This window comes from Leisingera sp. CC-HEC096, from assembly GCF_059429235.1.
On sequence record NZ_JCAIJS010000001.1, the window covers coordinates 458647 to 484734 of the forward strand.

At 63.5% G+C, this 26088-nt stretch carries 24 protein-coding genes and 1 tRNA gene; 10 read left to right on the forward strand and 15 right to left on the reverse strand.

The window, feature by feature from the left end:
• Nucleotides 1–13: 13 nt before the first annotated feature.
• The 6 genes from AC5STI_RS02285 to AC5STI_RS02310 form a co-directional block, all read right to left on the reverse strand.
• Nucleotides 14–787: a phosphate/phosphite/phosphonate ABC transporter substrate-binding protein gene (locus AC5STI_RS02285; protein ID WP_495445437.1), complete on the reverse strand. Its 774-nt coding sequence runs from the start codon at nt 785–787 to the stop codon at nt 14–16.
• Nucleotides 784–1224: a tellurite resistance TerB family protein gene (locus AC5STI_RS02290; RefSeq protein ID WP_475051159.1), complete on the reverse strand. Its 441-nt coding sequence runs from the start codon at nt 1222–1224 to the stop codon at nt 784–786. Before AC5STI_RS02290 ends, AC5STI_RS02285 begins: the two co-directional genes overlap by 4 nt.
• The gene (locus AC5STI_RS02295; RefSeq protein WP_490398634.1) at nt 1224–1685 is read right to left on the reverse strand and encodes a tellurite resistance TerB family protein; all 462 of its coding nucleotides are present in this window, start codon (nt 1683–1685) and stop codon (nt 1224–1226) included. Before AC5STI_RS02295 ends, AC5STI_RS02290 begins: the two co-directional genes overlap by 1 nt.
• A gap of 43 nt (nt 1686–1728) precedes the next feature.
• Nucleotides 1729–2022, reverse strand: coding sequence for a DUF1330 domain-containing protein (locus AC5STI_RS02300; protein ID WP_490398501.1), 294 nt, complete (start codon nt 2020–2022; stop codon nt 1729–1731).
• A 184-nt stretch (nt 2023–2206) separates the two neighbouring features.
• On the reverse strand, nt 2207–5278 hold the full coding sequence (locus AC5STI_RS02305) for a valine--tRNA ligase (protein WP_495445438.1): 3072 nt from the start codon (nt 5276–5278) through the stop codon (nt 2207–2209).
• A 317-nt stretch (nt 5279–5595) separates the two neighbouring features.
• On the reverse strand, nt 5596–6597 hold the full coding sequence (locus tag AC5STI_RS02310; RefSeq protein WP_495445439.1) for a sterol desaturase family protein: 1002 nt from the start codon (nt 6595–6597) through the stop codon (nt 5596–5598).
• Nucleotides 6598–6736: 139 nt separating this feature from the next.
• On the opposite strand from AC5STI_RS02310, the gene AC5STI_RS02315 reads away from it, so the two are divergent.
• Nucleotides 6737–7618: a LysR family transcriptional regulator gene (locus AC5STI_RS02315; RefSeq protein WP_495445440.1), complete on the forward strand. Its 882-nt coding sequence runs from the start codon at nt 6737–6739 to the stop codon at nt 7616–7618.
• A gap of 3 nt (nt 7619–7621) precedes the next feature.
• Here AC5STI_RS02315 and AC5STI_RS02320 read toward each other — a convergent pair whose 3' ends face one another.
• The gene (locus AC5STI_RS02320; protein WP_495445441.1) at nt 7622–8059 is read right to left on the reverse strand and encodes an Lrp/AsnC family transcriptional regulator; all 438 of its coding nucleotides are present in this window, start codon (nt 8057–8059) and stop codon (nt 7622–7624) included.
• A 105-nt stretch (nt 8060–8164) separates the two neighbouring features.
• Between AC5STI_RS02320 and AC5STI_RS02325 the strand changes: the two genes are divergently transcribed.
• The 3 genes from AC5STI_RS02325 to AC5STI_RS02335 are packed head-to-tail and all read left to right on the forward strand — an operon-like array spanning nt 8165 to nt 12716.
• Nucleotides 8165–9316 (forward strand): type III PLP-dependent enzyme, encoded by a 1152-nt coding sequence (locus tag AC5STI_RS02325; RefSeq protein WP_495445442.1) that lies wholly within the window; start codon nt 8165–8167, stop codon nt 9314–9316.
• 48 nt (nt 9317–9364) lie between these two features.
• On the forward strand, nt 9365–11662 hold the full coding sequence (locus AC5STI_RS02330) for a xanthine dehydrogenase family protein molybdopterin-binding subunit (RefSeq protein WP_495445443.1): 2298 nt from the start codon (nt 9365–9367) through the stop codon (nt 11660–11662).
• Entirely contained in the window at nt 11640–12716 is a 1077-nt protein-coding gene (locus AC5STI_RS02335; RefSeq protein WP_495445444.1) for a T6SS phospholipase effector Tle1-like catalytic domain-containing protein, read from the forward strand. The genes AC5STI_RS02330 and AC5STI_RS02335 overlap by 23 nt, the downstream gene beginning before the upstream one ends.
• A gap of 93 nt (nt 12717–12809) precedes the next feature.
• Here AC5STI_RS02335 and AC5STI_RS02340 read toward each other — a convergent pair whose 3' ends face one another.
• The 3 genes from AC5STI_RS02340 to metF form a co-directional block, all read right to left on the reverse strand.
• Nucleotides 12810–13325, reverse strand: coding sequence for a DUF2867 domain-containing protein (locus AC5STI_RS02340; RefSeq protein WP_495445445.1), 516 nt, complete (start codon nt 13323–13325; stop codon nt 12810–12812).
• 94 nt (nt 13326–13419) lie between these two features.
• The gene (locus AC5STI_RS02345) at nt 13420–13899 is read right to left on the reverse strand and encodes a PaaI family thioesterase (RefSeq protein ID WP_475051173.1); all 480 of its coding nucleotides are present in this window, start codon (nt 13897–13899) and stop codon (nt 13420–13422) included.
• 64 nt (nt 13900–13963) lie between these two features.
• Nucleotides 13964–14833: a methylenetetrahydrofolate reductase [NAD(P)H] gene (metF, locus tag AC5STI_RS02350; protein WP_495445446.1), complete on the reverse strand. Its 870-nt coding sequence runs from the start codon at nt 14831–14833 to the stop codon at nt 13964–13966.
• 98 nt (nt 14834–14931) lie between these two features.
• On the opposite strand from metF, the gene AC5STI_RS02355 reads away from it, so the two are divergent.
• Nucleotides 14932–15837: a LysR family transcriptional regulator gene (locus tag AC5STI_RS02355; protein ID WP_495445447.1), complete on the forward strand. Its 906-nt coding sequence runs from the start codon at nt 14932–14934 to the stop codon at nt 15835–15837.
• Nucleotides 15838–15934: 97 nt separating this feature from the next.
• On the opposite strand, the gene curA is transcribed toward AC5STI_RS02355, so the two are convergent.
• Nucleotides 15935–16954, reverse strand: a complete 1020-nt coding sequence (curA, locus tag AC5STI_RS02360) for an NADPH-dependent curcumin/dihydrocurcumin reductase (protein WP_495445448.1) — start codon at nt 16952–16954, stop codon at nt 15935–15937.
• Nucleotides 16955–17145: 191 nt separating this feature from the next.
• Between curA and AC5STI_RS02365 the strand changes: the two genes are divergently transcribed.
• Nucleotides 17146–17931, forward strand: coding sequence for an inositol monophosphatase family protein (locus tag AC5STI_RS02365; protein WP_019295568.1), 786 nt, complete (start codon nt 17146–17148; stop codon nt 17929–17931).
• 139 nt (nt 17932–18070) lie between these two features.
• Here the strand turns inward: AC5STI_RS02365 and AC5STI_RS02370 are convergent, their stop codons facing one another.
• The 3 genes from AC5STI_RS02370 to putA all read right to left on the reverse strand — a co-directional run bounded on the left by AC5STI_RS02370 (nt 18071) and on the right by putA (nt 22888).
• Nucleotides 18071–18448, reverse strand: coding sequence for a GFA family protein (locus AC5STI_RS02370; protein ID WP_495445449.1), 378 nt, complete (start codon nt 18446–18448; stop codon nt 18071–18073).
• A 202-nt stretch (nt 18449–18650) separates the two neighbouring features.
• On the reverse strand, nt 18651–19421 hold the full coding sequence (locus AC5STI_RS02375) for a rhomboid family intramembrane serine protease (RefSeq protein ID WP_495445450.1): 771 nt from the start codon (nt 19419–19421) through the stop codon (nt 18651–18653).
• A 53-nt stretch (nt 19422–19474) separates the two neighbouring features.
• Nucleotides 19475–22888 carry a bifunctional proline dehydrogenase/L-glutamate gamma-semialdehyde dehydrogenase PutA gene (gene putA / locus AC5STI_RS02380; protein ID WP_495445451.1) on the reverse strand — a complete coding sequence of 1138 codons (3414 nt, stop codon included), beginning with the start codon at nt 22886–22888 and terminating at the stop codon, nt 19475–19477.
• 125 nt (nt 22889–23013) lie between these two features.
• Between putA and AC5STI_RS02385 the strand changes: the two genes are divergently transcribed.
• The 4 genes from AC5STI_RS02385 to AC5STI_RS02400 all read left to right on the forward strand — a co-directional run bounded on the left by AC5STI_RS02385 (nt 23014) and on the right by AC5STI_RS02400 (nt 25238).
• Nucleotides 23014–23484 (forward strand): Lrp/AsnC family transcriptional regulator, encoded by a 471-nt coding sequence (locus AC5STI_RS02385; protein WP_475051186.1) that lies wholly within the window; start codon nt 23014–23016, stop codon nt 23482–23484.
• 66 nt (nt 23485–23550) lie between these two features.
• Entirely contained in the window at nt 23551–24156 is a 606-nt protein-coding gene (locus AC5STI_RS02390; protein WP_495445452.1) for a tetratricopeptide repeat protein, read from the forward strand.
• Between the two features lie 105 nt (nt 24157–24261).
• Nucleotides 24262–24347: transfer RNA gene (locus AC5STI_RS02395), tRNA-Leu, on the forward strand.
• 159 nt (nt 24348–24506) lie between these two features.
• On the forward strand, nt 24507–25238 hold the full coding sequence (locus AC5STI_RS02400; RefSeq protein WP_490398484.1) for a helix-turn-helix domain-containing protein: 732 nt from the start codon (nt 24507–24509) through the stop codon (nt 25236–25238).
• Here the strand turns inward: AC5STI_RS02400 and AC5STI_RS02405 are convergent.
• Entirely contained in the window at nt 25215–25901 is a 687-nt protein-coding gene (locus AC5STI_RS02405) for a hypothetical protein (RefSeq protein WP_475051304.1), read from the reverse strand. The two genes, AC5STI_RS02400 and AC5STI_RS02405, sit on opposite strands and share 24 nt — an antisense overlap.
• Nucleotides 25902–26088 lie beyond the last annotated feature (187 nt).

Consider the following 26088-nt stretch of genomic DNA (forward strand, 5'->3'; position numbering starts at 1 on the left):
TTGGAAAGGGCCGTTACGTCAGCTCCGCCGCGCGGATGCGCTGCCCGGTCAGCACCGGGCCTGGCGGTGTCGGCACTGCCAGGTAGTCGCTGGGAGCGATCTTCACCAGGCCCTTCAGATGCAGCAGGCTGCGGGTCTCCGGGTCCAGTCCGCGGATGGCGGATTCGATGGCGGAAAACAGCGCCTCGGCATCACCGCCCAAGCTGGTGATATAGGGCAGGGCCGGGGTCGGATCCGTACGCTCGATCTCGGTCAGCCCGGCGGCAAAACCGTCGTGTTCGCGAACCATTTCCCAGGTCAGAGCGTCCAGGGCTGCATAATCGGCGCGGCCCTCTGCCACGGCTTCGGCCGACAGCCGGTGGCCGCCGGTTTCCACCAGCGCGCCGGGCAGGATGCTGCGGTCGTGCAGATGCACCATCGGTGCCGCCCAGCCGGATTGTGACAGTGCTTCGTTGTAAGCAAAGCGGCGCCCGGCGAAGCTGCCGAGCGGCTGGCCTGCGTCCTCGGTGCGGGTAACAAAGACGCTGTTGTAATAACCGGGCGGGCAGCCGGGCAGGCCGTAATCCGGGGTGCCCACCAGTTCCACCTCGCCATAAAGCCGGGTGCGGTAGGGACAGCCGCAGGTTTGCGACAGCAGCAGGTCAGGGGACTTCCAGACCTCCCAGAAATCGGCGCCGCGGGTCAGCTGTTCGGGTCCGCCGCCAAGATGATCGCGGATCGAGGCCCAGAACCGGTCGTTCGCCGCAGCGGTTTCCGGGCGGTCGTACATACCGAGATGTGCAATCATAAAGCGGCCTCTGCCCGTTTGCGCGCCTTTGCGCTGTCTACGTCCGATACTCCCAGCAGGCTGGCGGACAGCCGCAGGAGCGCGTCTTCGTTTGCATCGCGGTGCCCGTCAGCCAGGGCCACCTGCCACAGCGCCTCAATGACGCCGGTGCGGTCCTCATAAACCACCGCGTCCTTGATCGCGCGGGTGAAGCGGACGGTGTCGGGCGCCTCGGCCTCCATCGCCTCGGCCTGTTCGCGCAGGATCAGCGCGCCGCCAGTGTCCAGCCCGTAGCGGGCAGTCAGGATGCGGTCGATGCGGTCTTTCTCCACTTCGGAGTAATTGTGGTCGGAGCGTGCGATCCGAACCAGCAGCGCTGTCAGCGCCAGCCGCGCGCCCTCGTCATCCAGCGTGTCAGGTGCGGGTTCCAGCAGGCGGTTCAGAAGCTCCCGGAACATCAGCGCTCTCCAGCGGTGCTGGCGAGTTTCTCCTCGGCGCGTTCCCGCGCCTTCTGGCTGTCGGCGTATGACAGGCCCATCGCCTTGCGCGCGTCCTCCACAATGGTGACCTCGCCCTCGTGGGCGCTGCCATCGGCCAGCACCACTTCCCACAGCGCATCGAGCGCGGCGAGGCGTTCCTCCAAGCCGGTTGTCTCGCGGATCAGCCGCCCGAAGGTGTCGGTCTCCGGCGCCGCGGCGTGCAGCTTCTCGCAAGTCGCGCGCACCTTGGCGGCTTCGATCGCGTTGTGCTGGTAGAGCCGCGCGAGGATACGGTCGATCAGGCTGATCTCCTCCAGCTGGTAGTCGCGGTCGGATTGCGCCACCCGCACCAGCAGCGCCCCCAGCGCCAGTTCAGCATCCGGGTCGGGCAGGGCCGGCGGTTCGGACGGGCGGAAAGCTTGAAAGAATTTCTTAAGCAGGGGCATTCGGTGACCTCAGTCAGCTGCGCAGCGGGGCGCGGGATTATTCGCCGTAGCCTTCGATGATTTCCATATCACCGGCAGACACCGGATCACGCAAGGTCTTGGCGTCCTGGTAGGCCACTGAATCATAGCAGGCTTTTGCGGTTGCGAAATCCTTGAATTCAATCACCACGGTGCGCGACCGCATCTGCCCTTCGCGCACTTCCTTCTGGCCGCCGCGGATCAGGAACCTGGCGCCATGTTCGGCAAACACCGGCCCGTTAGCGCTGATGTAATCCTTGTAGCGTTCCGCGTCATCCACATCCACATGGGCGACCCAGTATCCTTTGGGCATGGGGTGAAGCCTCCCTTCTTTTTATGGTTGAGTGCAGGCTTATATAAAACGCTGGCGAAAACAATGGGGCGGTTATTAAGAATTTCCCGGTTCAGCGGAATTTGCGGTTGTTTCAACGCGTTGCGCAATAAACGAAAACGCCCGCCGGATGGGGCGGGCGCTTCAAACGTGATTAACGGATGGCTCAGCCGATCTCGGCCAGACGCGCCAGCGCTTCCTGGACCTTCGCTTCCTCCTCTTCGCGCGCAGCGAGGTTTTCGCGGGCTTCCGCCACAACCTCTTCGGGCGCGGAAGCCGCGAATTTCGGGTTGTTCAGCCGCCCGCGCAGGCCGCCCAGTTCCTTGGCCAATTTCCCCAAGGTCTTCTCCAGACGCGCCTTTTCGGCGCCCACGTCAATCACATCCGCCAGCGGCAGGCCGAAGGATGCACCGGGCGCCGCCACGCTTGCGCAGCCCTTGGGGAAGCTCTCGACCTGCTCCAGCGAGGTGATGCGGGCCAGCTTCTGGATCATCGCCTCGTTCTTCTCCCAGGCCGCACGCGCCTGATCAGAGAATTCGGTCACCACCATCGGGATCTTGGCACCTGCCGGCACGTGCATCTGCGCGCGGGTGGAGCGGATGTTTTCGATCGCCGTGATCACCCAGTTCATCTCGGCGTCAGCCTCGGCGTTGACCAGCTCGGTGCCGTATGTCGGCCAATCGGCATGTACCAGCATCTTCTCGCGCTTGGCGGTGTTGCCCCACAGCTCTTCGGTGATGAAGGGCATGATCGGGTGCAAGAGGATCATGCACTGATCCAGCACCCAGCCCAGCGTCTGGCGGGTTTCTGCGATCACCGCCTCATCCTCGGAGTTAAACAGCGGTTTCGAAAGCTCGATATACCAGTCGCAGACCTTGCCCCAGACAAAGGCGTAAAGCGCATTGGACGCGTCGTTGAACCGGTAGGCTTCCAGTGCCGCGTCCACCTCGACCCGCACCTTGGCGGTTTCACCGATGATCCACTGGTTCACCGCGGCTTTGGCATCCGGGCAGGTATAGGCAGGGACCTCAGGGTCATAGACCTTGTTGAAATGGGCGAAATTCACCGCATTCCACAGCTTGGTGCCAAAGTTCCGGTAGCCCTTCAGGCGTTCCATATCCAGCTTCAGCACGCCGCCCAGGGCCGCCATCGCCGCGGAGGAGAAGCGCAGCGCGTCGGCGCCGAATTCCTCGATGATCTCCAGCGGGTCGACCACGTTGCCGGTGGATTTCGACATCTTCTTGCCCTTCGCATCGCGCACCAGGCCATGCAGGTAGACGGTGTCAAAGGGGATGCGTTTCTTGACCGGCAGGTTCTCATCCAGAACCGCCAGCTGCATCATCATCATCCGGGCGACCCAGAAGAACAGGATGTCCTGACCGGTCACCAGGGTCGAGGTCGGGAAGTACTTTTCCATTTCCGGAGTGGTGTCCGGCCAGCCCAGCGTGCCGATCGGCCAGAGACCGGAGGAGAACCAGGTGTCCAGCACGTCGGGGTCGCGGAACATCGGCACCTGCATCGGCCCGTCAAAGCTGCGGATGGCGCCTTCGTCCTGCACATCCATCAGCTTGACCTGTTCGGCAAGGATCTGCGCCGCTTCGTGGCGGTCGGCGACGATGCGGAATTCGGTGCCTTCGGCGGACTGAAGGCGGGCCTTTTCCAGCGCCTCTTCCTCGGTCGCAGCACAAATGGCGTACCAATCGTCCTCGCCGGGGATGTACCAAACCGGGATCTGGTGGCCCCACCACAGCTGGCGCGAGATGCACCAGGGTTCGATGTTTTCCAGCCAGTGGTAATAGGTCTTCTCACCGCTTTCCGGCAGGATCTTGACATCGCCATTGCGCACCGCATCCAGCGCCGGGCCGACAACCTTTTCCGCATCCACGAACCACTGGTCGGTCAGCATCGGCTCGATCACAACCTTGGAACGGTCGCCGAAGGGCTGCATGATCGGCTTGTTCTCGACGTAAGGCTCCTGCACCTGAACGTCCTCGCCGGTGTCCGGGTCGGTCTTGGTGACGGTCTGCATCACCGCCAGGCCTTCGCTGGTGATTTCCTCGACCACTTTCTTGCGTGCTTCAAACCGGTCCAGCCCGCGCAGGTGATCGGGCACCAGGTTGATGGCGTCGGCCTCATTCTCCGACAGGGTCTGTTCGCCCTTGGCGACCGCCATGGCGATGCCCGCGGCCTCCGCGTATGGCGCGCCGTCGTCGCGCATCTGGCCCTTGGTGTCCATCAGGCGGTACATCGGGATGCCACCGCGCTTGGCGACCTGATAGTCGTTGAAGTCATGGGCGCCGGTGATCTTCACCGCGCCGGAGCCGAAGTCCTTGTCCGGGTATTCGTCGGTGATGATCGGGATCAGGCGGCGGTGCTCCTTAGGGCCGACCGGGATTTCACACAGCTTTCCGACGATGGGCGCATAACGCTCATCCGAGGGATGCACCGCAACCGCGCCGTCGCCCAGCATGGTTTCGGGCCGGGTGGTGGCGATGGAGATATAGTCGCGCTCCTCCTCAAGGATCACGTTGCCGTCTTCATCCTTCTCCACATAGGTGTAGGTGGCGCCATTCGCGAGCGGGTATTTGAAGTGCCACATGTGGCCCGCAACCTCGATGTTCTCGACCTCAAGGTCGGAAATCGCGGTCTCGAAATGCGGGTCCCAGTTGACCAGCCGCTTGCCGCGGTAGATCAGGCCCTTGTTGTACATCTCCACAAACACCTTGATCACGGCATCATGGAAGTTGGGGGAGTTCTCGTGGCCGACGCGGGTGTCGCCATGGGCGCCCGCCATGGTGAAGGCCGTGCGGGAGAAGTCGCAGGACGCGCCTAGGCGTTTCAGCTGCTCAACAATGGTGCCGCCGGATTTCTCTTTCCATTCCCAGACCTTCTCCAGGAACTTCTCGCGGCCCAGCTCGCGGCGCGAGGGCTGCTGGGTCTTGGCCAGCTCGCGCTCCACGACCATCTGGGTCGCGATACCCGCGTGGTCGGTGCCCGGCTGCCAAAGGGTGTCGAACCCCTGCATCCGCTTCCAGCGGATCAGGATGTCCTGCAAGGTGTTGTTGAAGGCATGGCCCATGTGCAGGACGCCGGTGACATTGGGCGGCGGGATCATGATGCAATAGGTGGAGGCCTCGGGCTTGGCGTTTGCGCCTGCCTTGAAACAGCCGGCCTCTTCCCAGGCCTTGTAAAGGCGGCTCTCGGCCTCAGCCGCGTTGAATGTCTTTTCCATCGCCATGCGCTCGATCCTGCGTGGGTGTCATTTCGGGTCGCGCTATCCCTTACCGAAAGGGGCGGCAAAGGGAAAGTCCCAGCGGCCTCGGGGCAGCCCCGGCGGCCGGCCGTCGTCACAACGGTTAAAATTTTTTGGAACCAGACCGGGGCGGCTGCGTTTCTTTGTCACAATGCGCCACGCGGATCACCGGGGGCGCATTCCTCTTTCAGGCACCTTGCAGCGGTGCCGCAGTCAAAGACGCCCGGCCCCTGCTGACGCGCATTCCGCGGTACGGGCCGGGCGCACGATTTCCGGCATCGCGCGGTGGCGGGCTGAGCGGTTCAGCCGGAGGTCCAGATCTTGCGGCGGCGTTCCTTGACCATTTCGTTGCCTGCTTCAGTGCCATCGTGAAAGGTTCCGAACCATTCGTCCCAAGGCGTCTCCCAGGTGCCGTAATTGCAATCGAAGAAGCGGTGGTGCAGCTGGTGAAAGAAGTCGCCGACCAGGAATTTCGCCGTATTGCCGAACTTCACATGCTCGAAACCCGCGTGGGAAACCGGAGCGCCGATGCCGTGGTGGAACAGAAGAAAGATTGCGTGCACCGGGTGCGACGGCAGCAGGAAAAAGATCATGGTGTCGAACATCAGAAAGAAGCTCTCCACCGGGTGCATCGCCAGGCCGGACCAGGGGCCGGTGTTGATGTTGCGGTGATGCCAGGCGTGCACCTTGGTATAGAGCGCGCCAACATGCAGCAGCCGGTGCAGCCAGTAGAAGTGGAAGCCCGCCCAGATCGGGATGAAGACGGGCATGATCGTGAACCAGACCGGATTGCTCTCCAGTGTGATAATCGTCACCCAGCCGTTGGCATAGGCATACAGGATGAAGCTCTCCCAGAAGGTCCAGAAGGTGAGCGCCGGGCCTAGTGTCCAGAACATGTTGTCCCAGACCTGGTTCTTGAAGGTGAAGACCTTGGCGCCCTTCATCATCGGGCGCATGTCATAGCGGTATTCATCCTGTTGGGTGCGGAACTTCCACAAGGCAAGATGCAGGCCGCCGGCCACCACCATCAGGATACAGAAGTTGCGCAGCCAGATCTCGAACACCCAGTCCCAGCTGAATGTCGCGATGCGGTCCAGCGCGGGGGTGAGATACGCCCAGGTGATGATGGCAAACACCAGCAGCAGCGCCCGCAGTGCCAGCGGGTTCCAGCTTTGCAGCAGGTATTTGATTGAGGCTAACGGCTTCATCGGCCAATCCCAATAGGGGGAGGTCTGGATCGGCAGCTGGGGAGTGAAGTTCCAGATCTTGCGTTTGGGGCGCGGGGCGTTGGCGGGACCTGTCATATCGCGTCTCTTATGTGGGTGGTGGAAGTGCGGCTGCCGCCGCGGGGTCTGTTCGCTGCTGGAAACCCTAGGCGGCGGGCGGAAAATCTCAGCACGGTATGTCTTGCCGGTTAGGCTAAGTTCTGCTTAGCCTGCCTGCATGGCGACCCGGATCCCCTCTCTCAACTGGCTGCGCGTGTTCGAGGCGGCGGCGCGCACCGAAAGCTTTGCCCGCGCAGCGGCGCAGCTGAACATGTCAGCCGCCGCCGTCAGCCAGCAGGTCAAGGCGCTGGAGACGCAGCTGGGCACGCCGCTGTTTCACCGTCACGCCCATGCGGTTACCCTGACGGAGGCGGGGCGGGCCTATCTGCCCTCGGTGCAGCAGTCGCTGTTGATGCTGGAAACCGCCACCACCGGCCTGTTCGGGGAGAGCCGCGAGCAGCGGCTGTTCGTGCAGTCTGTGCTGCTCTTCGCACATGGGGTGCTGGCGCGGGGCCTGCCGCAGTTCCAGGCAGCGCACCCGCAGGTCAGTCTGGCGCTCAGCACCGGCAATTTGGCGGCGGATTTTGCCAACCAGTTCACCGATCTGCAGATCGTCTTCGGCAATCCGTCACTGTTCGGCACCGAAGGAGACGAGCTGCTGCGCGAGGTGCTTTATCCTGTCGCGCCGCCAGATATTGCCGTGCAGATCCGATCCCCGCAGGATCTGTTCCGCTTTCCACTGATAGAGGTGTCCACCCACCGCGCCAGTTGGATACAGGTGTTTAAGCATCTGCGGCTCTCCCACGGGCAGGCACGCTATTTCTTTGCCGATAACTCGCTGATGGCAGCCGAGTTGTCGGCGCAGGGGATGGGGATTGCGCTGGCGAGGGCGCCCGCTTCTGACGCGGTGACCGCCGCCAGCGGGCTGGTGCGCTGTCTGCCGGATGTCGAAGTGCCGGGGCAGGAGGCCTATCACCTGATCTACCCGGACCGGGGTACCATGCGTCCGGCTGCCAAGCTGTTCCGGGACTGGCTGCTGGACTACGTGCGGACCGTTTGACCCTTATTGCCCGGTGCGGTCCAGCTTGGTCGCCAGATGGATCAGGCTTTCGGAAGAGCGCACCCCGCGGGCTTCCGCGATCTTGTCGATGGTTTCATCAAGTTCCGCGGTGCTTTGCGCCACCACCTGCGCCAGCAGATCGAACCGGCCGGAGGTCGTATGCACCACCTCAACCCCCGGCAGCTTGCGCAGCCGGGCCAGCACCTCCGGACCGGTGCGCGGTTCAATCGACATCAGGACCGTCGCTTGCAGCGGCGGCCGCGCGGCGGCAGAGGACTTGAGCGTGTAGCCGGTGATCACCCCAGTGGCCTCCAGCCGTTCGATCCGGGCCTGCACGGTGGTGCGGGCCAGGCCGAGCGTGCGGGCAATCTCGGCCACCGGGCGGCGGGCATTCTCCCGCAGCAGGGCGATAAGGCGCTGGTCTGTGCCGTCGGTTTGCATGTTTTTCCTGCGATATGACGAAAGTATTCGTCACTATATGCAGAGTGACGAGCGGAATCGACGGAAAATTCGCGGAAAATATGCAAAACGAATGAGGGTTACACGATGCAGCAGATTCCCCCGCTATGGCTTTCGCCTGAATCCCACCTTGCCCGCAGCGCGCCGGATCATCCGATCCTGTATTTCTCGCCGCGCGTTTTGCACGAGGTGGCGCGGCGGTTCAGCCAGGGGTTTCCGGGGCTGGTAACCTACGCGGTGAAAGCAAATCCGCACCCGGCGGTTCTGTCCAACCTTGTGGCTGCGGGGATCACCGCCTTTGACGTGGCCTCGCCCGCAGAAATGGAGGCAGTGCGTGCCGCCAGCCCCGATGCGGTGATGCATTACAACAATCCGATGCGGTCCGAGGCGGAGATCGCAGCCGGGATCGAACATGGCGTTGCCAGCTGGTCGGTGGATGAGCTGAGCGAGCTGGAGAAGCTGGACGCGGTGCCGCGCTCCTGCGAGATCGCGGTGCGCTTTGCGCTGCCAGTGGCGGGGGCGGCCTATGATTTCGGCAGCAAGTTCGGCGCCGCGCCGGAGGAGGCGGTGGAGCTGCTGAAGCAGGTCGCGGCCAAGGGCTGGACACCCGCCTTGTGCTTCCACCCGGGCACCCAATGCGAAGATGAGATGGCTTGGGTTGAATACGTCCATGCGGCCAAACGGATCGTCGGTACGGCGGGCGTGCGGATTGCGCGGCTGAATGTGGGCGGCGGCTTTGCTGCCAACCGTGACGGTGTGGCGCCGGATCTCGAAAAGGTCTTTGCCGCCATCGGAAAGGCGGCGGATCAGGCGTTTGGCGCAGACAAGCCCACGCTGATCTGCGAGCCGGGCCGGGCGATGGTCTCGGAAAGCTTCACCTTGGCCGCCCGCATCAAGGGGATGCGCAAGGACGGTGCGGTGGTGTTCCTGAACGATGGGATCTATGGCGGACTGGTCGATATCCGTGACATGGGCCTGCCGGGCCGGGTTGAGGTCGTCGCCTCCGACGGCACCCACCGCGGCGGCGTCCGCAAGCCGCGAGTGGTGTTCGGCCCGACCTGCGACAGTCTCGACCGGCTGCCGGACGGGCTGCCGCTGCCTTGCGATTGCGTCGCGGGGGACTATGTGCTGTTTCCGGGGCTGGGCGCCTATTCTTCCGCCATGAGCACGCAATTCAACGGCTATGGGCTGTCTGACGTGGCGACGGTGATCGAGCTGGCTGGACAAGCGGCCCGCTGACAGTAGTCTCGCCCCCGCAACAGCAGCCAGCGCGGACAGGGGGCGAGCATGGAAAAATTCGGGAAAAGCCAGCCGGTAAAACGGGTCGAGGACGTCAGGTTCCTGACCGGCCAGGGGCGGTACATCGAGGATGCCGCCCCGGCGGATGCCTTGCGCGCCTGGGTGCTGCGCAGCCCGGTGGCGCATGGGTTGATTTCTGCGCTGAATGTGGAGGACGCGCGCGAAGCGGACGGTGTCCATGCGGTGATCACCCTGGCCGATCTCGAAGCCGCGGGTATCAACACCTCAATGGACGGCTCGCTGGTGACCAACCGCGACGGCACCAAAGGCGCGTCGCCCGAGCGCCCGATGCTGGCGCGCGGCCGGGTGCGCTATGTCGGGGAGCCGGTCGCCGTGGTGATTGCGGACACGCTGGATCAGGCCCGCGACGCCGGCGAGCTGATCGAACTGGATATCGACGACCTGCCGGTGAAGCTGGATGTACTGCCCGGCGGTGAGCCGCTGCATGACGGGGTGCCGGACAACAAGGCGTTTGACTGGGGCATGGGCGACGAGGCCGCGACCGAAGCGGCGTTCGCAAGCGCCGCCCATACCGTTGCGCTGCAGGTCGACGACAACCGGATCATCGTCAATTCGATGGAGCCGCGCGGCTGTTTTGCTGAATGGTCCGAAGGGCGGCTGCATTTCTGCTATGGCGGGCAGGGGGTCTGGGCGATGAAGTCCCAGCTGGTTGCCAAGCTGGGGCTGGATGAAGCTGACGTGAAGGTCACCACCCCCGATGTGGGCGGCGGGTTCGGCATGAAGGCGATGCCTTACCCGGAGTATTTCGCCGTTGCCCATGCCGCCCGCACGCTGGGACGGCCAGTGTTCTGGATGTCCGACCGCAGCGAGGCGATGCTGAGCGACAATGGCGGCCGCGACCTCACCTCGCTGGCAGAGCTGGCCTTTGACGAAAACCTGAAGATCACCGCCTACAGGGTCACCACCCGCTGCAACCTCGGCGCGTACAACTCCCATTTCGGGCAGCCGATCCAGACGCAGCTGTTCAGCCGGGTGCTGGCAGGTGTTTATGACATACAGACCGCCTGGCTGCAGGTGCAGGGGATCTATACCAACACCACCCAGGTCGATGCCTACCGAGGTGCAGGGCGGCCGGAGGCGATCTATGTGCTGGAGCGGGCGATGGACCGGGCCGCGCGCGAGCTGGGGGTGGATCCGTGGGAGCTAAGGCGGCGGAACTTCATTCAGACTGATGCGTTCCCTTATGACACCGTGACCGGAGAAACCTATGATGTGGGTGATTTTAGCAAAGTCCTGAGCCGCGCCGCGCAAGAGGCTGATATCGCAGGATTCGCAGCCCGCCGCGCCGAAGATGGTAAACGCGGCAAGTTACGGGGCGTCGGGCTTTGTTACTATATCGAAAGCATTTTGGGCGATCCTTCTGAAGGCGCGGAAGTGGAGTTTCTGGAGGACGGCCGGGTGCAGATCTACGTTGGCACGCAAAGTAACGGACAGGGGCATGAAACTGTCTATGCCCAGTTCCTGGCCGATCAGAGCGGTATTCCGGCAGACAAGATCGAGGTCATTCAGGGCGACAGCGACCGCATTGCCACAGGCGGCGGCACCGGCGGGTCGCGGTCGGTGACAACCCAGGCCAATGCCACGCTGGCGGCGGTGGACGCGATGATCGCCGCCTTCATCCCCTTCCTGGCGGAGGAGATGGGCGTGGAGGAGGAGGCCGTTGAATTTGATGGCGAAACCTTCCGCGCGCCGGGATCCAACCTGACCCCCACCATGCTGGAAGCGGCAGAGATGGCCCGCGCGCACGGGCGGCTTGACCTGCAGCGTCACGCGGCGCGGGCCCGGCTGCCGGGGCGCTCGTTTCCGAACGGCGCCCATGTTGCCGAGGTCGTGATCGATCCGGATACTGGGAATTCCGACGTGGAGCGCTACACTGTAGTCGACGATTTCGGTAATCTGATCAACCCGGTGCTGGCCGAAGGCCAGGTGCACGGCGGGGTGGCGCAGGGGCTGGGACAGGCCATGCTGGAGCGGGTTGTCTATGACGAGGACGGACAACTGCTCACGGCTTCGTTCATGGACTATGCCTTGCCGCGGGCAAGCGGCGTCCCCATGATTGGATTCACCTCCGAGCCGGTGCCTTCGACACAGAACCCGATGGGGATGAAAGGCTGCGGCGAGGCGGGCACCGTCGGCGCGCTGGCAGCGGTCGCAAACGCGGTGCAGGACGCGGTCTGGGACCGCGGAGTGCGGCAGGTGGACATGCCGTTCACCCCGCTGAGAATTTGGGAAGTGCTTAGGGATGTTTCTGACACAGCTGAGTAAAAGGGTTCTAGGGTGGCTGGGACGGCCGCTGCGCTCGGAGCATTCCGGCGAAACCAAGCTGCGCGGGCCGCAGGCCCATGTGATCATCCTGGATGGCACCATGTCGACGCTGGAGGAGGGGCATGAAACCCACGCAGGCCAGCTGTACCGTCTGTGCCGCCAGATGGGCGGGCCGGTTTCGGTTTTCTACGAATCCGGCGTCCAGTGGAAGGGCTGGGGCAGTGCGCCTGATGTAATGATGGGGCGCGGCATCAACCGCCAGATCCGCCGCGCTTATGGCTATCTTGCATCGCGGTACCGCCCCGGTGATCAGATCTACTTGTTCGGCTACTCCCGCGGCGCCTATGCGGTGCGGTCGCTGGCCGGGGTGATCGACCGGATCGGCCTGCTGAAAGCTGAGCACGCCACCGTGCGCAACATCCGCACAGCCTACCGGCACTACCGGCTGAACGGGCGCTCCAAGACCGGCGCCGCCTTCACCAATGCGCATTGCCATGATGAGATCGAGATCGAGATGGTCGGCGTCTGGGACACCGTCAAGGCGCTGGGCCTGCGGCTGCCGCTGCTGTGGCGCTGGGCGGAAAACCGGCACAACTTCCACAACCACGAGTTGGGCCATCACGTTAAAAGCGGGTACCACGCGCTGGCGCTGGACGAGACCCGTGATGTGTTCCGGCCGGTGCTGTGGGATTGCCCCAAGGGATGGGACGGTCATGTTGAGCAGGTCTGGTTCAGCGGCGCCCACGGTGATGTCGGCGGTCAGCTGGGCGGCTATGAAGACGCCCGGCCGCTGGCCAATGTCTCTTTGATCTGGATGCTGGAAAAGGCCGAAGACCGTGGCTTGCCGCTGCCCCTGGACTGGCGGATGCGGTACCCGGTTGACCCGAACGCGCCGTCGGTCGGCACCTGGCGCGGCTGGGGCAAGATCTTCCTGCTGCGCAGCCGCCGCCGGGTCGGGCTGGATGGCAGCGAGCGGCTGCATAGCAGCGTCGATGCGGGCAAGCAGAGCGATGCGTCTTCCGGCGGCTGGCTGGCGATGTTTTCCAAGACCTGAGAGCTGCCACGCGGCTCAGCCGGGAGCATGCATAAGTTCCGCGAATGGACCGGTTCCGACGCCGGCTGTGCGGCTGGAGAGCTGGGAAGCGGATCAGCCTGCGGCGCGGCGCTGCTTGAGCGCGCGCTCCAAGCGCTTCAGCGACAGCGCGACGATCAGCTTATGAGCCGGCCGGACCGGGATCATGTAGGCGCGGCCGAACCAGTTGTGGGTTTTGACCGAAGACGTGACAGATACAACACCGTGTTTGCTGGTGATGCAGGTCATCACGTCCAGGTGCCGGTCCCGCACCGTCAGGGTCAGTACCGTGCCGGACACCGCTTCCACCAGGAAGAAGTCCAGCTTGTCGCCGGGCTGCACGCCCGTGCGCGGCTTGCCGGTAATGCCGCCGATGCGTTTGACACCAAAACAGGCGGATATCGCATCCCGCAGCCAGAACGCCAGTTTCAGGCCCGGCAGCGGCCGCGCGTGCATCAGGTTCCAGGCCTCCAGCGGAGTGATCTGTTCTGGCAGGACGACGGATTGAGTATCCAGGAAATCCAGCTCCGCGGCGGGGGCCAGGATTTGGATGCGGGCGGTGGCGGCCCGCGCGAAGGAGTTTGGCGGCATGGCCGGCCTTTCCGCTGCTCGTCAATTTACTGCTCTGAAGATAATCGGAGAATTGCGGCCGGCAAGGCGGGGGGCTGCATTCCCGTAGCTTTGTTCACGCGATCTGCATCACGATGCAGGTCGTGGAGCCGGTCGCATAGAGGCGGCCGTCTTCGACCCCGCGCAGCTCACCGTGCGCCACGCCTGTAGAGCGGCCCGCATGGTCGATAGTGCCGGTGCAGTCGATCTGCGTGCCCAGCGGGATGGGGCGCAGAATGTTGATCTTGTATTCCAGCGTTGTGTAGACCGAGCCCAGCGGCACCTTGGTCATAACGGCGCAGGCCATGGCGCTGTCCAGAAGCGTGCCGTACCATCCGCCATGCACAGTTCCCATCGGGTTGGTGACGTGGAACTCCGGCGTGCCGCGGAACACGACCTGGCCTTCCTCCACGCTGTGCAGGTGATAACCCAGCGTCTCGGCAATCGGCGGGCCGGGCAGGCGGCCGTCCAGAATGCCCCGCATGAAATCGAGGCCGGAAATCCGGGAGATTTGCTCGATCGTCAGCAGGTCGGAAGGCTGTTTGGCATAGAACATAGCGCGCGGGTCCTTGGCAGGGGTGTCCCCTGCATTAGAAACCGCGCGCCGGGGCCCGCAAGGCTTACGCCACGTTCTCCAGCGCTACCTTGGGGGTCACACCTAGGGCAAAGCAGACGTCGCGGGTCAATTCCGGGCGGTTCAGCGTGTAGAAATGCAGTTTGTCCACGCCGCCTTCCAGCAGGTCGGAACACAGCTCGGTGCAAAGCGCGGTGGCCAGCAGCTCTTCGCGGCCGTCGCGCAGCGCCTTGTCGAACGCCTTCTCGATCCATTCCGGGATGACGGTGCCGCAGCGTTTGGCGAAATTGCGCGCGCCTTTCCAGTTCTCGATCGGCAGAATGCCCGGTGTCAGTTTGCTGCCGTCGATACCCGCCTTTTCGCAGGCGTCGCGGAACCGGAAAAAAGTGTCTGCCTCAAAGAAGAACTGAGTCAAAGCCTCATCGGCGCCGGCATCCAGCTTGCGCTTCAGCCATTCCACATTTGCGGCCTGGCTGGCGGCCTCCGGGTGGCAGTCCGGGTAGGCGCCAACGCGGATCGTGAAGCCGCCGCGCGCGGCCAGCCCCTTGATCAGCTCCACCGAGTCGGCAAAGCCTTCGGGATGCGGGGTGAACTTGCCTTCGTCTTTAGGCGGGTCGCCGCGCAGGGCGACGATCTCGGTCACACCAGCCTCGGCAAACTGGTCCGCGATCTCCAGTGTTTCTGCCTTGGAAGCATTCACGCAAGTCAGATGCGCCGCCACATTCAGGCCGGAGGAGTTGTGCAGGGTCGCTACGGCATCGCGGGTCAGGGTGCGCGTTGTGCCGCCTGCGCCATAGGTTACAGAAACAAAGCGCGGGTCCATCGGGGCGAGAACCTGCACGGTGTCCCAAAGCCGGAAGGAGGCTTCGAGATTTTTCGGCGGGAAGAATTCAAAGGAAATCTTGGGCGTCGTCATCTCAGGTCTCTCGCTAGGTTTATGTCTGCTCTTGTTGCACGCGCAGCATTGTGAGACAATTTCATAATACTCAAGATTAACATGAGCGATCTGATAGGATGCATATCGAATTCCGCCATCTCCGCACCATCAAGGCCATCCATGAGGCCGGCGGTCTGGCCCGGGCTGCCGAGCAGCTGAACATCACCCAAAGCGCGCTGAGCCATCAGGTAAAGGGACTGGAGGACCAGGCCGGTGTGGAGCTGTTCATCCGCCGCTCCAAGCCGATGAAACTATCCCCGGCGGGCCTGCGGCTGCTGCGGCTGGCAGAGCAGGTTTTGCCGCAAGTTGAGGCAGCGCAAGCAGAATTTTCATCTCTGCGCGATGGTAACACAGGCCGGATGCATATCGCGATCGAATGCCACGCCTGTTTTGAATGGCTGTTCCCGGTGCTGGAGGGGTTCCGCAAGAACTGGGGCGACGTGGATGTCGACATCCGGCCCGGCCTGGCTTTTGACGCGCTGCCCGCGCTGCAAAAGGAGGAGGTGGATCTGGTGGTCTCCTCCGACCCGGAGGACATCAATGGCGTCGAGTTCATCGAGCTGTTTGATTACAATCCTGTGTTTGTTGCCTCCGCCCAGCATCCGCTGGCGGACAAGCCTTATATCGAGGCGGAGGATTTCACCGGCCAGAACCTCATCACATACCCGGTGGAGAAGACCCGGCTGGATGTGTTCAGCCAGCTGCTGATCCCGGCCGGGGTGGAGCCGGCCTCGATCCGCCAGGTGGAGCTGACGGCGGTGATCCTGCTGCTGGTCGCCTCCAACCGCGGGGTGTCGGTGCTGCCGGACTGGGTGGTGCGGGAGGTGAAATACTCCTCAGACTACGTAACCCGGCCGCTTACGAAGTCCGGCATTACCCGCAGCCTGTATGCTGCGATCCGGACCGAGGACCGTGAGAAACCCTACATGCAAGAGCTGATCCGGCTGGCCAAGGTAGAGGCGCGCAAGCTGCAGCTTCAATAGAGGCCGCACCCAGGCAAGGCGCGGAGCGGCCTGCGCCGTTCCGGCGCCTGTGCCCGCTCCGCGCGGTTGCGCAATCCGGCAGGTGCCGGCGCGCGGCTCAGACCAGTTTGACGATCTGCTTGCCGGTATTGCCGCCCTGCATCATCGACAGAAAGGTCTTGGGCGCGTTCTCCAGCCCTTCGGCGATGTCTTCCAGATACTTGATGTCTCCGCTGGCGATCTTCGGGGCCACCTCCTGCAGGAACGCCGCATAGCGGTCGTAGTGGTTGAAGATGATAAAGCCATTGACCGACAGGAACTTGGTCAGCACCGAGCGCCAGATCGCAGGCGCGGTCAGATCCGTCTCTGCACTGTTGTACCAGGCGATCATGCCGCAGACCGGGATACGGCCGAAGTTATTCATCAAAGGCAGCACCGCCTCCAGCACCTTGCCGCCGACGTTTTCGTAATAGATGTCGATGCCGTCCGGGCATTTCGCCGCCAGGGCCTCGCTCAACGCTTCGCCATCCGCATAGGCGCGGTGGTCGAGGCAGGCGTCAAAGCCGAAGGTTTCTACCGCCAGTTTGCACTTGTCCGCACCGCCGGCGATGCCGACCACCCGCAGGCTTTTCTGCTTGGCCAGCTGGCCGACCATCGAGCCGACCGGGCCGGTTGCGGCGGCAACCACAAGGGTTTCGCCAGCTTGCGGGCGGCCATAGGCGTCCAAGCCATGCCAGGCGGTAAACCCCGGCATGCCGAGAGCGCCAAGCGCGGTGGTGAGCGGCGCCATATCCGGGTCCAGCTTGCGGATGTCGGGGGCCTGTGCGCAGGCGTGGCTGGCCCAGCCGAAGGCGCCGAGGGCAAAGTCGCCGGGGGCAAAGTCCGGGCTGTTGGAGGCAATCACTTCCCCTACGCCGCCAGCGGTCATGGTCTCGCCGATCTCGACCGGCGGGGCATAGGACTTGCCTGCATTCATGCGCCCGCGCATGTAGGGGTCCAGCGACATATAGTGAACCTTCACAAGCACTTCGCCATCACCGGGCTGAGGCATGTCCACGCTTTCCAGGCGGAAGTTCTCGTCGCTGGCCTGGCCTTCGGGGCGGCTGGCCAGCACGATACGCTGCATTTGGTCGGGCATGAAAGCTCTCCTTCGATTATTTGCAGCCGAGACTGGGCCTCGCCGGGGCGGAATTCAACCGCTTACCGGGCTGTGACCGGGCGTCAGAGCCGATACCCTCTTTCCGGTAAAGCCCCTTGGCAATTGGGGGCAGGGGGCGTATAGGCACGGTTTGACCCGGCATCTCCCCGACGTGACAGGATTCTGCAGACATGATTGGCAGCGCAAACCTCAATGTGATGATCAAAGCCGCCCGCAAGGCCGGCCGTTCCCTGGTGAAAGACTTCCGCGAGGTGGAAAACCTGCAGGTGTCGATGAAAGGCGCAGGCGATTTTGTCTCCAAGGCCGACATCGCCGCCGAGAAGATCATCAAGGAAGAGCTGCGCAATGCCCGCCCGACCTATGGCTGGATCGCGGAAGAGGGCGGCGAGATCGAGGGGGAAGACCCGACCCGCCGCTGGATCGTCGACCCGCTGGACGGCACCACCAACTTCCTGCACGGGCTGCCGCACTGGGCGATCTCCATTGCGCTGGAACACAAGGGCAAGATCGTTGCGGGCGTGGTTTATGACGCTGCCAAGGATGAGATGTTCTTTGCCGAGAAGGGCGCAGGCGCCTGGATGAACGACACCCGGATCCGCGTGTCGGGCCGCCACCGGATGATCGAGTCCATCTTTGCCACCGGCGTGCCGTTCGGCGGCCGCGCCGACCTGCCGCTGACCCTGCAGGATCTGGCCCGCCTGATGCCCGCCTGCGCTGGTGTGCGCCGTTGGGGTTCCGCGGCGCTGGATATGGCCTATGTGGCCGCTGGCCGCTACGAAGGCTTCTGGGAGCGCCGCCTGAACCCGTGGGACCTGGCCGCAGGCATCATCATCGTGAAGGAGGCTGGCGGCCTGGCCGAGGCGATCGACCCGGAGGCAGGCATCATCGACAGCGGTTCCGTCGTCTGCTCGAACGAGCCGATCTTCGAGAACTTCGCCAAGGTGATCCGCGGCTGAACCGGCCTGAGAAAATGAGATTTTGAAACGCGGCCTCTGTGCCGCGTTTTTTGTTGCGGAGGGTATTTTCTACGATGACGGCAGTGCCCGCCCAAGGGGGCGGACGGGCGCTGTCCGGCCTATCGGCCGGGCGTAAGAGTTATTGATCCGACGGATGGTTCACCCCGTCGTTCCACGGGATCTCGCCATAGGTCTCAGCGTGCGTGCGCGGGTTGCCGCCCTCGATACAGCCCAAGTTCACACCGCATTCCTTGGGGTCAGAGCGGCGCTGGTGGTGGGTATAGATGCCGCAGGTCTTGCAGAAGTAGTGTTTGGCCGTGTGGGTGCCCCAGGTGTAGAGGCCGAGGTTTTCCTCCCCTTTCAGCACCTTCAGGCTGGCGGTCAGGGCGGTGACGGCAGCCGCCCCGCGGCGGCGGCAGAAGGAACAGTCGCAGCGCGCGGCAGAGGCGAGGCCTTCAGGGAACTCCGCCTCGATCTCAACAGCGCCGCAGTGGCAGGTGGCTTTCAGGTGTGTCACGTTAGGTTCCTTTGATTGGTGGAGTCTGAGCAACTCCGTCAATAATTCCCCGCAAAATTCTCCAGTGCAGCTCTACCGTTTCCTTACCCCGATGCCCGTCGGGGGAGCGGCCTGCGAGTTAACCAGTCACCTGTTCCCATGGTCCTGCAGGCCGCTTTTGTCCTTTACGTCAGTCACTATAAGCACGGCGCTGCTGGGGGCTTCACTTTCCCCAAGGCCCGGGATTGCGCTTCTTGCGCGGCAGCTTGGGGATGCGGCTAGCGGAGTATTCATACTCGTTTTCCGGATGCGGCGGCTGGCCGTGGGTGCGGTTCCAGAACGCCGGGCCGCCGCGGCGCAGCCACAGGGGCAGGCACAGGATCAGCCCGACAGCAAATCCTCCGGCATGGGCCCAATAGGCCACGCCGCCTTGGTCGGGATCCGCGCCGAGGCCGCCGAGGAATTGCATCGCCAGCCACAAACCCAGCATGACAAAGGCGGGGATCGAGAAGATGCGGAAAAAGACAATCAGTATCAGCAGGATATCGACGCGGGCCTTTGGGAACATCAGCAGGTAGCCGCCCATGATGCCTGCAATCGCACCGGACGCCCCCACGGTGGGCACCATGGAGCCGGGCGCTGACATCACATGGATCAGCCCGGCGCCAATGCCGCTGGCGAGGTAGAACAGGAGGAAGGGGATATGCCCCATCTCATCCTCCAGGTTGTCGCCGAAGATCCACAGGAACAGCATGTTGCCGCCCAGGTGCATCAACCCTGCATGGATGAAGAGTGAGGTGATGAGCGTCTCAAACCCGTAACCGCGGCTGATCTCGGCCGGCACCACAGCGTAGGCGTCATAGAAGTAGGCGAGCGCCAGGGGCGAGGCGTAGCTGGCCGAGTAATAGAAATAGGCCAGAATATTCGCCGCCATCAGCGCATACACGACATATGGCCTGCGGCCGGACGGGTTGTGGTCGCGGATCGGAAACATGGAGGAACGCTGGGCCGGAAAGGGCCCAGCGTCAAGTGCTTAGCGCCGGTAGCTCAGGCGTTGCCGCCCAACAGCGCCGCGTTGCCGCCCGAGGCGGTGGTGTCGACGCAGACGTGGCGCTCTGCCAGAACGCGGGCGCGGTCGGGCTTGCCGGGGATCAGCGGGATGATCGGGCCGTCGCGCTTGGCAAGGCATTGCTCAATGTCGCGCCCCGTTTTCTCATCGCCCCACCACAGCACGCCGGAGATGCCTTCGATGGTTTCCAGCTGGTTCAGCCCGAGAAGGCCATGCGCCTCAATCGCGGTGCCGCCGAGGCTGATCACCTGTTTTGCCTGTTCCGCGGCGGCCTCCGGCCCCGGGCCCATGCACAGAAGCGGCGGGCGGGCCGAGACCGTCAGGCGGTTCGATTCACCGGTTGGGCCAGGCAGGGAGGTGGTCATCGGTTGCGCGGGCACGCCGCTTGCCCCGGGAAGCCCTGCAGCTTCGGTCTCCCACTCGTCGTTGACCTGCTGCCGGTCCGGCGCGCAGAAGCGGTTGAGGTAGAACGGGCCGCCTGCCTTGGGGCCGGTGCCGGACAGGCCCTCGCCGCCAAAGGGCTGGCTGCCGACAATCGCGCCGATCTGGTTGCGGTTCACGTAGATGTTGCCCGCATGCACCCGGTCGCAGACATGCTGCACCCGGTCGTCGATGCGGGTGTGCAGCCCGAAGGTGAGCCCGTAACCGGTTGCATTGATGTCGGAAATCACCTGGTCCAGTTCGTGCGACTTGAACCGCGCTACATGCAGGACGGGGCCAAAGATCTCCTCCTCCAGCGCGCTGATGCCGGGCACCTCGATCATCGTGGGCGCCACAAAGGTGCCGCCCTGCGGCGCCATCAGCTCCTTCATGACCCGGCCTTCAGCCCGGGCCTGGTCGATGTGGGCCAGGATGCCTGCGCGGGCGCCTTCGTCGATGACGGGGCCGCTGTCGGTGGACAGGTGCCAGGGATCGTCCAGTTTCAGGCAGTCCATCGCGCCCTTCAGCATCTTCAGCACGGTGTCGGCAATGTCGTCCTGCAGGTACAGGCAGCGTAGCGCCGAGCAGCGCTGGCCCGCGGATTGGAAGGCGCTTTCGATCACCGCCTGCACCGCCTGTTCCGGCAGCGCGGTGGAGTCGACGATCATTGCATTGAGGCCGCCGGTCTCCGCGATCAGCGGCGAGCCCGGCTGCAGGTTGTCGGCCATCGCCTTGCGGATGCGCAGGGCGGTGGCGGTGGAGCCGGTGAAGGCAACGCCGTTGACGCGCGGGTCAGAGGTGATGGCCGCCCCGACCACGCTGCCGCGGCCCGGCACCAGCTGCAGGGCGCTGCGCGGCACCCCGGCCTCGTGCATCAGTTGCACGGCGCGGTGGGCGATCAGCGGCGTCTGGTCTGCAGGTTTGGCCAGCACCGCATTGCCCGCGGCCAGCGCGGCCGAAACCTGACCGGTGAAGATCGCCAGCGGGAAGTTCCACGGCGAAATGCAGGAAAAGATGCCTGCGGGCGGCGCATCGGGAATGCGCGCCGCGTAGTAGCGCAGGAAATCCACCGCTTCGCGCAGCTCCGCCACGGCATCGGGAATGGTCTTGCCGGCCTCGCGGGCAAGGATGGCGAACAGCTCGCCAAAGTTCTCCTCATAGAGATCCGCGGCCTTGTTCAGGATGGCAGCGCGCTCTGCTGCCGGAGCATCCCAAGGGTCGGCCACGGCCAGCGCCAGTTCGATATCCTCGGGGCTGCACTGGCTGACGGTGCCGGCGACACTCAGGTCGGTCGGACTGGTCACGTCTTTTGCGGCCTCCGGCTGGGCATCGCCGGCCAGCAGCGGCCCGGCGTGCCACTGGTGGCTGCGCCAAGGCGCGCGGGCTTCTTCGATCTTCGCCAGCGTCGGCGCGTGGCCCAGGTCGAAGCCCTTGGAGTTCGGCCGCTCCGGCGAATAGAGCTCCGGCCCGGTCGGGATCTTGCGGGTAATGTCTTCAACCGCGGCGAACGGGTCGGCGGCGACGACTTCCGGCGGCACGTTTTCGTCCACGATCTGGTTCACAAAGGAGCTGTTGGCGCCGTTTTCCAGCAGACGCCGCACCAGGTAGGCCAGCAGGTCGCGATGCGCGCCGACGGGCGCGTAGATCCGGCAGTTGGTCTTGTTCTGCTCCAGCACCATCTGGTGCAGGGTCTCGCCCATGCCATGCAGGCGCTGGAATTCGTAAAGACCCTTATCCATGCCATCCGCCATATGCAGAATAGCGGCGACCGTATGAGCGTTATGGGTGGCAAACTGCGGGTAGATCCGGTCCGTCAGCCCCAGCAGTTTGCGGGCGTTGGAGATATAGGAAACGTCGGTCAGCGGTTTGGAGGTGAACACCGGGAAGCCGTCGACACCCTCGACCTGCGCCTGCTTGATTTCGGTATCCCAATAGGCGCCCTTCACCAGCCGCACCATGAAGCGGCGGTTGTACTTCTCGGCCATCTCATGCAGCGCGTCGATCGCCAGTCCGGTGCGGGGCCCGTAGGCCTGCACCACCACGCCAAAGCCGTCCCAACCCGCCAGCGCCGGGTCGGAGACCACGGCGTCGATCACTTCCAGCGACAGCGACAGCCGGTCGGCTTCCTCGGCGTCGACATTCAGGCCCATCTTGGCGGCTTTGGCCAGCAGCGCCAGCGCCTTCAGGCGCGGCACCAGATGCTCCATCACGCTGGCGTCCTGCGCCAGCTCATAGCGCGGGTGCAGCGCCGACAGTTTCACCGAGATGCCGGGGTTCTTGCGGATGTCGTCGCTATTGCAGGCGGCAGCAATCGCCGAAATCGCCTTGGAATAGGACAGGTGATAGCGCGACGCGTCGGCCTCGGTGCGGGCGGCTTCGCCCAGCATGTCATAGGAATAGGTGTAGCCCTTGGCTTCCATCCCGGCGGCGCGGTTCATCGCGCTTTCGATGGTTTCGCCCAGCACGAACTGGCGGCCCATTTCCTTCATCGCGCGGCTGACTGCGGTGCGGATCACCGGCTCGCCCAAGCGCTTGATGGCACCGCGCAGGGCACCGATGGGGCTGCGCTCCTCGTCCAGCACCTTGCCGGTCAGCATCAGAGCCCAAGTGGAGGCGTTGACTAGCGAGGAGGTGGATTTGCCCAGGTGCTTGCCCCAGTCGGAAGGCGCGATCTTGTCTTCGATCAGCGCGTCGATGGTGTCGGCGTCCGGCACCCGCAGCAGTGCCTCGGCAAGGCACATCAGGGCGATGCCTTCCTCGGTCGACAGGCCGTACTCAGCGAGGAAAACCTCCATCATCCCAGGCGCCGAATGGCCGCGGATGTCGCGCACCAGGGCGGCGGCATTTGAACAGATACGGGCGCGGTCGGCCTCGGAGAGGGCGGCTTGGGCAATCAGCTGGTCGCGCATGGCGGTCTGATCGGCGTAAGTGCCGGCATCGATCCGGTAACGCAGCTTGGGTTGGGTGGTCATGCAGGGAACTCCACAGAAAACATGCAGGGCTTTTGCTTAGATTACACGCTTTCACGCGGGACAATCGCCCGAAAATGTGACACAAGCAGGTCGAATGGATGAAAAGATGAGAATTTGAGGTTCAAATGGCCTTCTCCGACATCGACAGGTTCGACCGCGCGATTCTGAATGTGCTGGCGGAGGACGGACGGATCTCCATCGCTGATCTTGCCCGCCGGATCGGCCTGTCGAAAACTCCGACCCAAACCCGGCTGCGGCGGCTGGAGGCGGAGGGGATCATCACCGGCTACCGTGCGCTGGTCGATCCGATCCGCCTGGGGCTGGACCACGTCGCCTTTGTCGAGGTTAAGCTGGACGACACCCGGCAGGCGGCTCTGGCCAAATTCAACGCGGCGGTATCCAAGCTGCCGGAGATTGAACAGGCCTACATGATGGCCTCGCATTTCGACTACCTGCTGAAAGTGCGCACCCGCTCGATGACCGACTACCGGGCGGTGCTGGGGGAAAAGATATCCTCGCTGCCGCATGTCTCCTCGACCTCCACCTATGTCGCGATGGAGGCCGTGAAGGAGGACGGGGCGCTGGGGCCGCTATAGGGCGTTGCGGATGCAGCGCGCGCACAGTTGACTTGAACGAAGCCGTAATTGTGCCAGCATAAGGGCATGTCCTGTTCTGTGTTCCGCGCCCCGCATATTCCGGTCTGTTTTGTCTTGGTGGCTGCCGCCGTGCCGCTGATTTCTCAGGCTGCCGCGGCGGATTGCCCGTCCGCGCCTGACCACAGCACTCCGCTTGAAGCGCTGCTGAGCGAGGTTCAGGAGGCTGACAGCGAGGCGCAGGCCCGCGAGATCGCCAACCGGATGTGGGAGTTTTGGGCCGATGCTCCGGATGAGCGCGCGCAAGAGATCCTGAACCGTGGCATGACCCGGCGCTCGTCTTTTGATTTCCTAGGCGCGCTGGAGGATTTCGACCAGCTGATCGACTATTGCCCGGAGTACGCGGAGGGCTACAACCAGCGCGCCTTTGTGCATTACCTGCGCCGGGATTTTGCCGCGGCGCTGCGGGATCTTGACCGGGCGCTGGAGCTTTCGCCGCGCCATGTCGCGGCGATGAGCGGGCGGGCGTTGTCGCTTTACGGCTTGTCCCGGATGGAGGAGGCGCGGGAGGCGCTGGCCGCGGCGCTGGCGCTGAATCCCTGGCTGCCGGAGCGCTATTTGGCCGATCCGGGCGGGCCGCTGGCGCCGCCGGGGGCAGGGGACGTTGAATTGTAGTCGCACACGGAACCCAGAAAATTCCCGGCAAACGCCGAAAAGCGATTGTCCGCCTGAAATCAGGAGGCTAGACCTGCTGTTGTGGCAGCGCATCAGATGCTGCACGCGGACGTGGTGGAATGGTAGACACCGGAGACTTAAAATCTCCTGGCCTTATGGCCGTGCGGGTTCGAGTCCCGCCGTCCGCACCATTGTTTTCTCAGCAGCAAATGCCCCTAGAGCACCAGCCGCGGCTGGATCCGGCTTTGGCTCCAGAGCAATCGAAACATGGCGTGATCACGTAAAGATTGCATTGCTGTAACGGTAGTTTTGTGCAAGATGTCGGTTGAAATGTGAAAGATCTTTAACACATGGCGCTGATACACGAAAAAATCTCCGCGCTGCTCGCGGACATGAACCTGTCCAACCGCCAAGCAGCGCTGAAATGCGGCATTCCCTATGGCACTTTCAACAGTGCGCTCAAAAATGAGCGCGAGATCGGCTGGAGCACCCTTGATGCACTGGCGCGCGGGCTTGGGGTGTCGTTTCATTACTTTGCATCTGAGACGACGGCGCTGGAGCTGTTGCCGGAACGCCAGGCAGGCGGGCACAGCAGCAAGGCTTTTGACATCCTGAACGCGCAGATGCAGGCCGCTGCCCGCACCCGGCAGTACTGCGGCACGGACGTCTCGCTGCAGGATTTCCTGGACTGGTGGTTTTCCAACAGCGGGCGGCTGGAGGGCTTTGATCAGCTGCAGCACGCGGTGGACATGTTTGATCCGCCGGATCCGGAGAAGAACCGCATCCAGCCGATCCAGTCCGGAGCCCACAGCCTCGCCTCCATCTGCTTTGAGGTGTCCAGCAGCGGTCAGCTGCGGGACACGCTGAACGGCTTCAGCGACAAGGTTAACGCCGATCTGGTGATGGCCCACAGCGAGGCGATCAACCGCGGCGAGCCGGTCATCACCCACCCGTCGCTTGACGTAAAGCTGCTGAACGGCCGCCGCTTTACCCGGCAGTACCGGCGGGTTCTCGCGCCGGTCTACTTGCCGGACGGCAAGCTGCTGGTGGCGAATTTCTCACAGGATATCAAATTCGGCTAGGTCGCTTTGCAGCATGTGCTCCATCTCCAGCCGGGAGGAGCCGACAAACCATTCGGTGCTGCTGCGCACTTCCGGTTCCGGGGCGCGCCATTTCTGCGCGCGGGGAATCGCCCGGCTGAAGCCATAGACCAGATCCAGCCGCGCTTGCATGTGACGGTCTGGAATGAACGCATAGATCCAGTCCACGTCCCATTTCTGGATCGCCAGAATCTGGAAGGTCCGCATGAATGGCGCCAGCCGCTCCGCCCGCTTTCCGCGGCGGCCCGGAAGGAAATTCAGCTCGCCGATATAGGCCAGCCGCCCGCTGACTTCACGCGCCAGCGGCTCAGCAACGCTTTCGACACCGCCGCCTGCCGCATTGGGAAACTGGTGGCGGGAGGTGCGCAGCAGGAATTCCGCCAGAGTCTCGCGGCCCAGGTCCTGCAGCATCGCCGCCGCGCCGCCGATATAGGTGCCATTCTCCTTCAGAAACAGCCAAAAGGCCGAATTCTCGGTGTGGTCGGCGCGCTCAATTGCAAAACCCGGCATCTGGAACTGGCGGCCTGACAGGGCAGCGGTTGCGGGCACTTTCTCGAAATCGGTGAACATTTCGATCTGAAGGCCAGCCTGCGAAAGCGTATGCAAGTAGCCTGAAAGTGTTTTTCCCATATCGAGCGAATTCATTAAGGTCCCCCGTTATTTAATTTTTCCCTCCCAATAGCCTGAAACTCCCGTTGGCGCCGCCAAAGAGTGAGAGTTGCATAAAATCTTAAACATTTTTTCAAAAAATTGACCGGTTTTCGAGTCCCATTAATGCAGCTTTCGGCTGCATGGGGTTATTACGGCTGCCCCAAGAACAAACTGCTGTGAA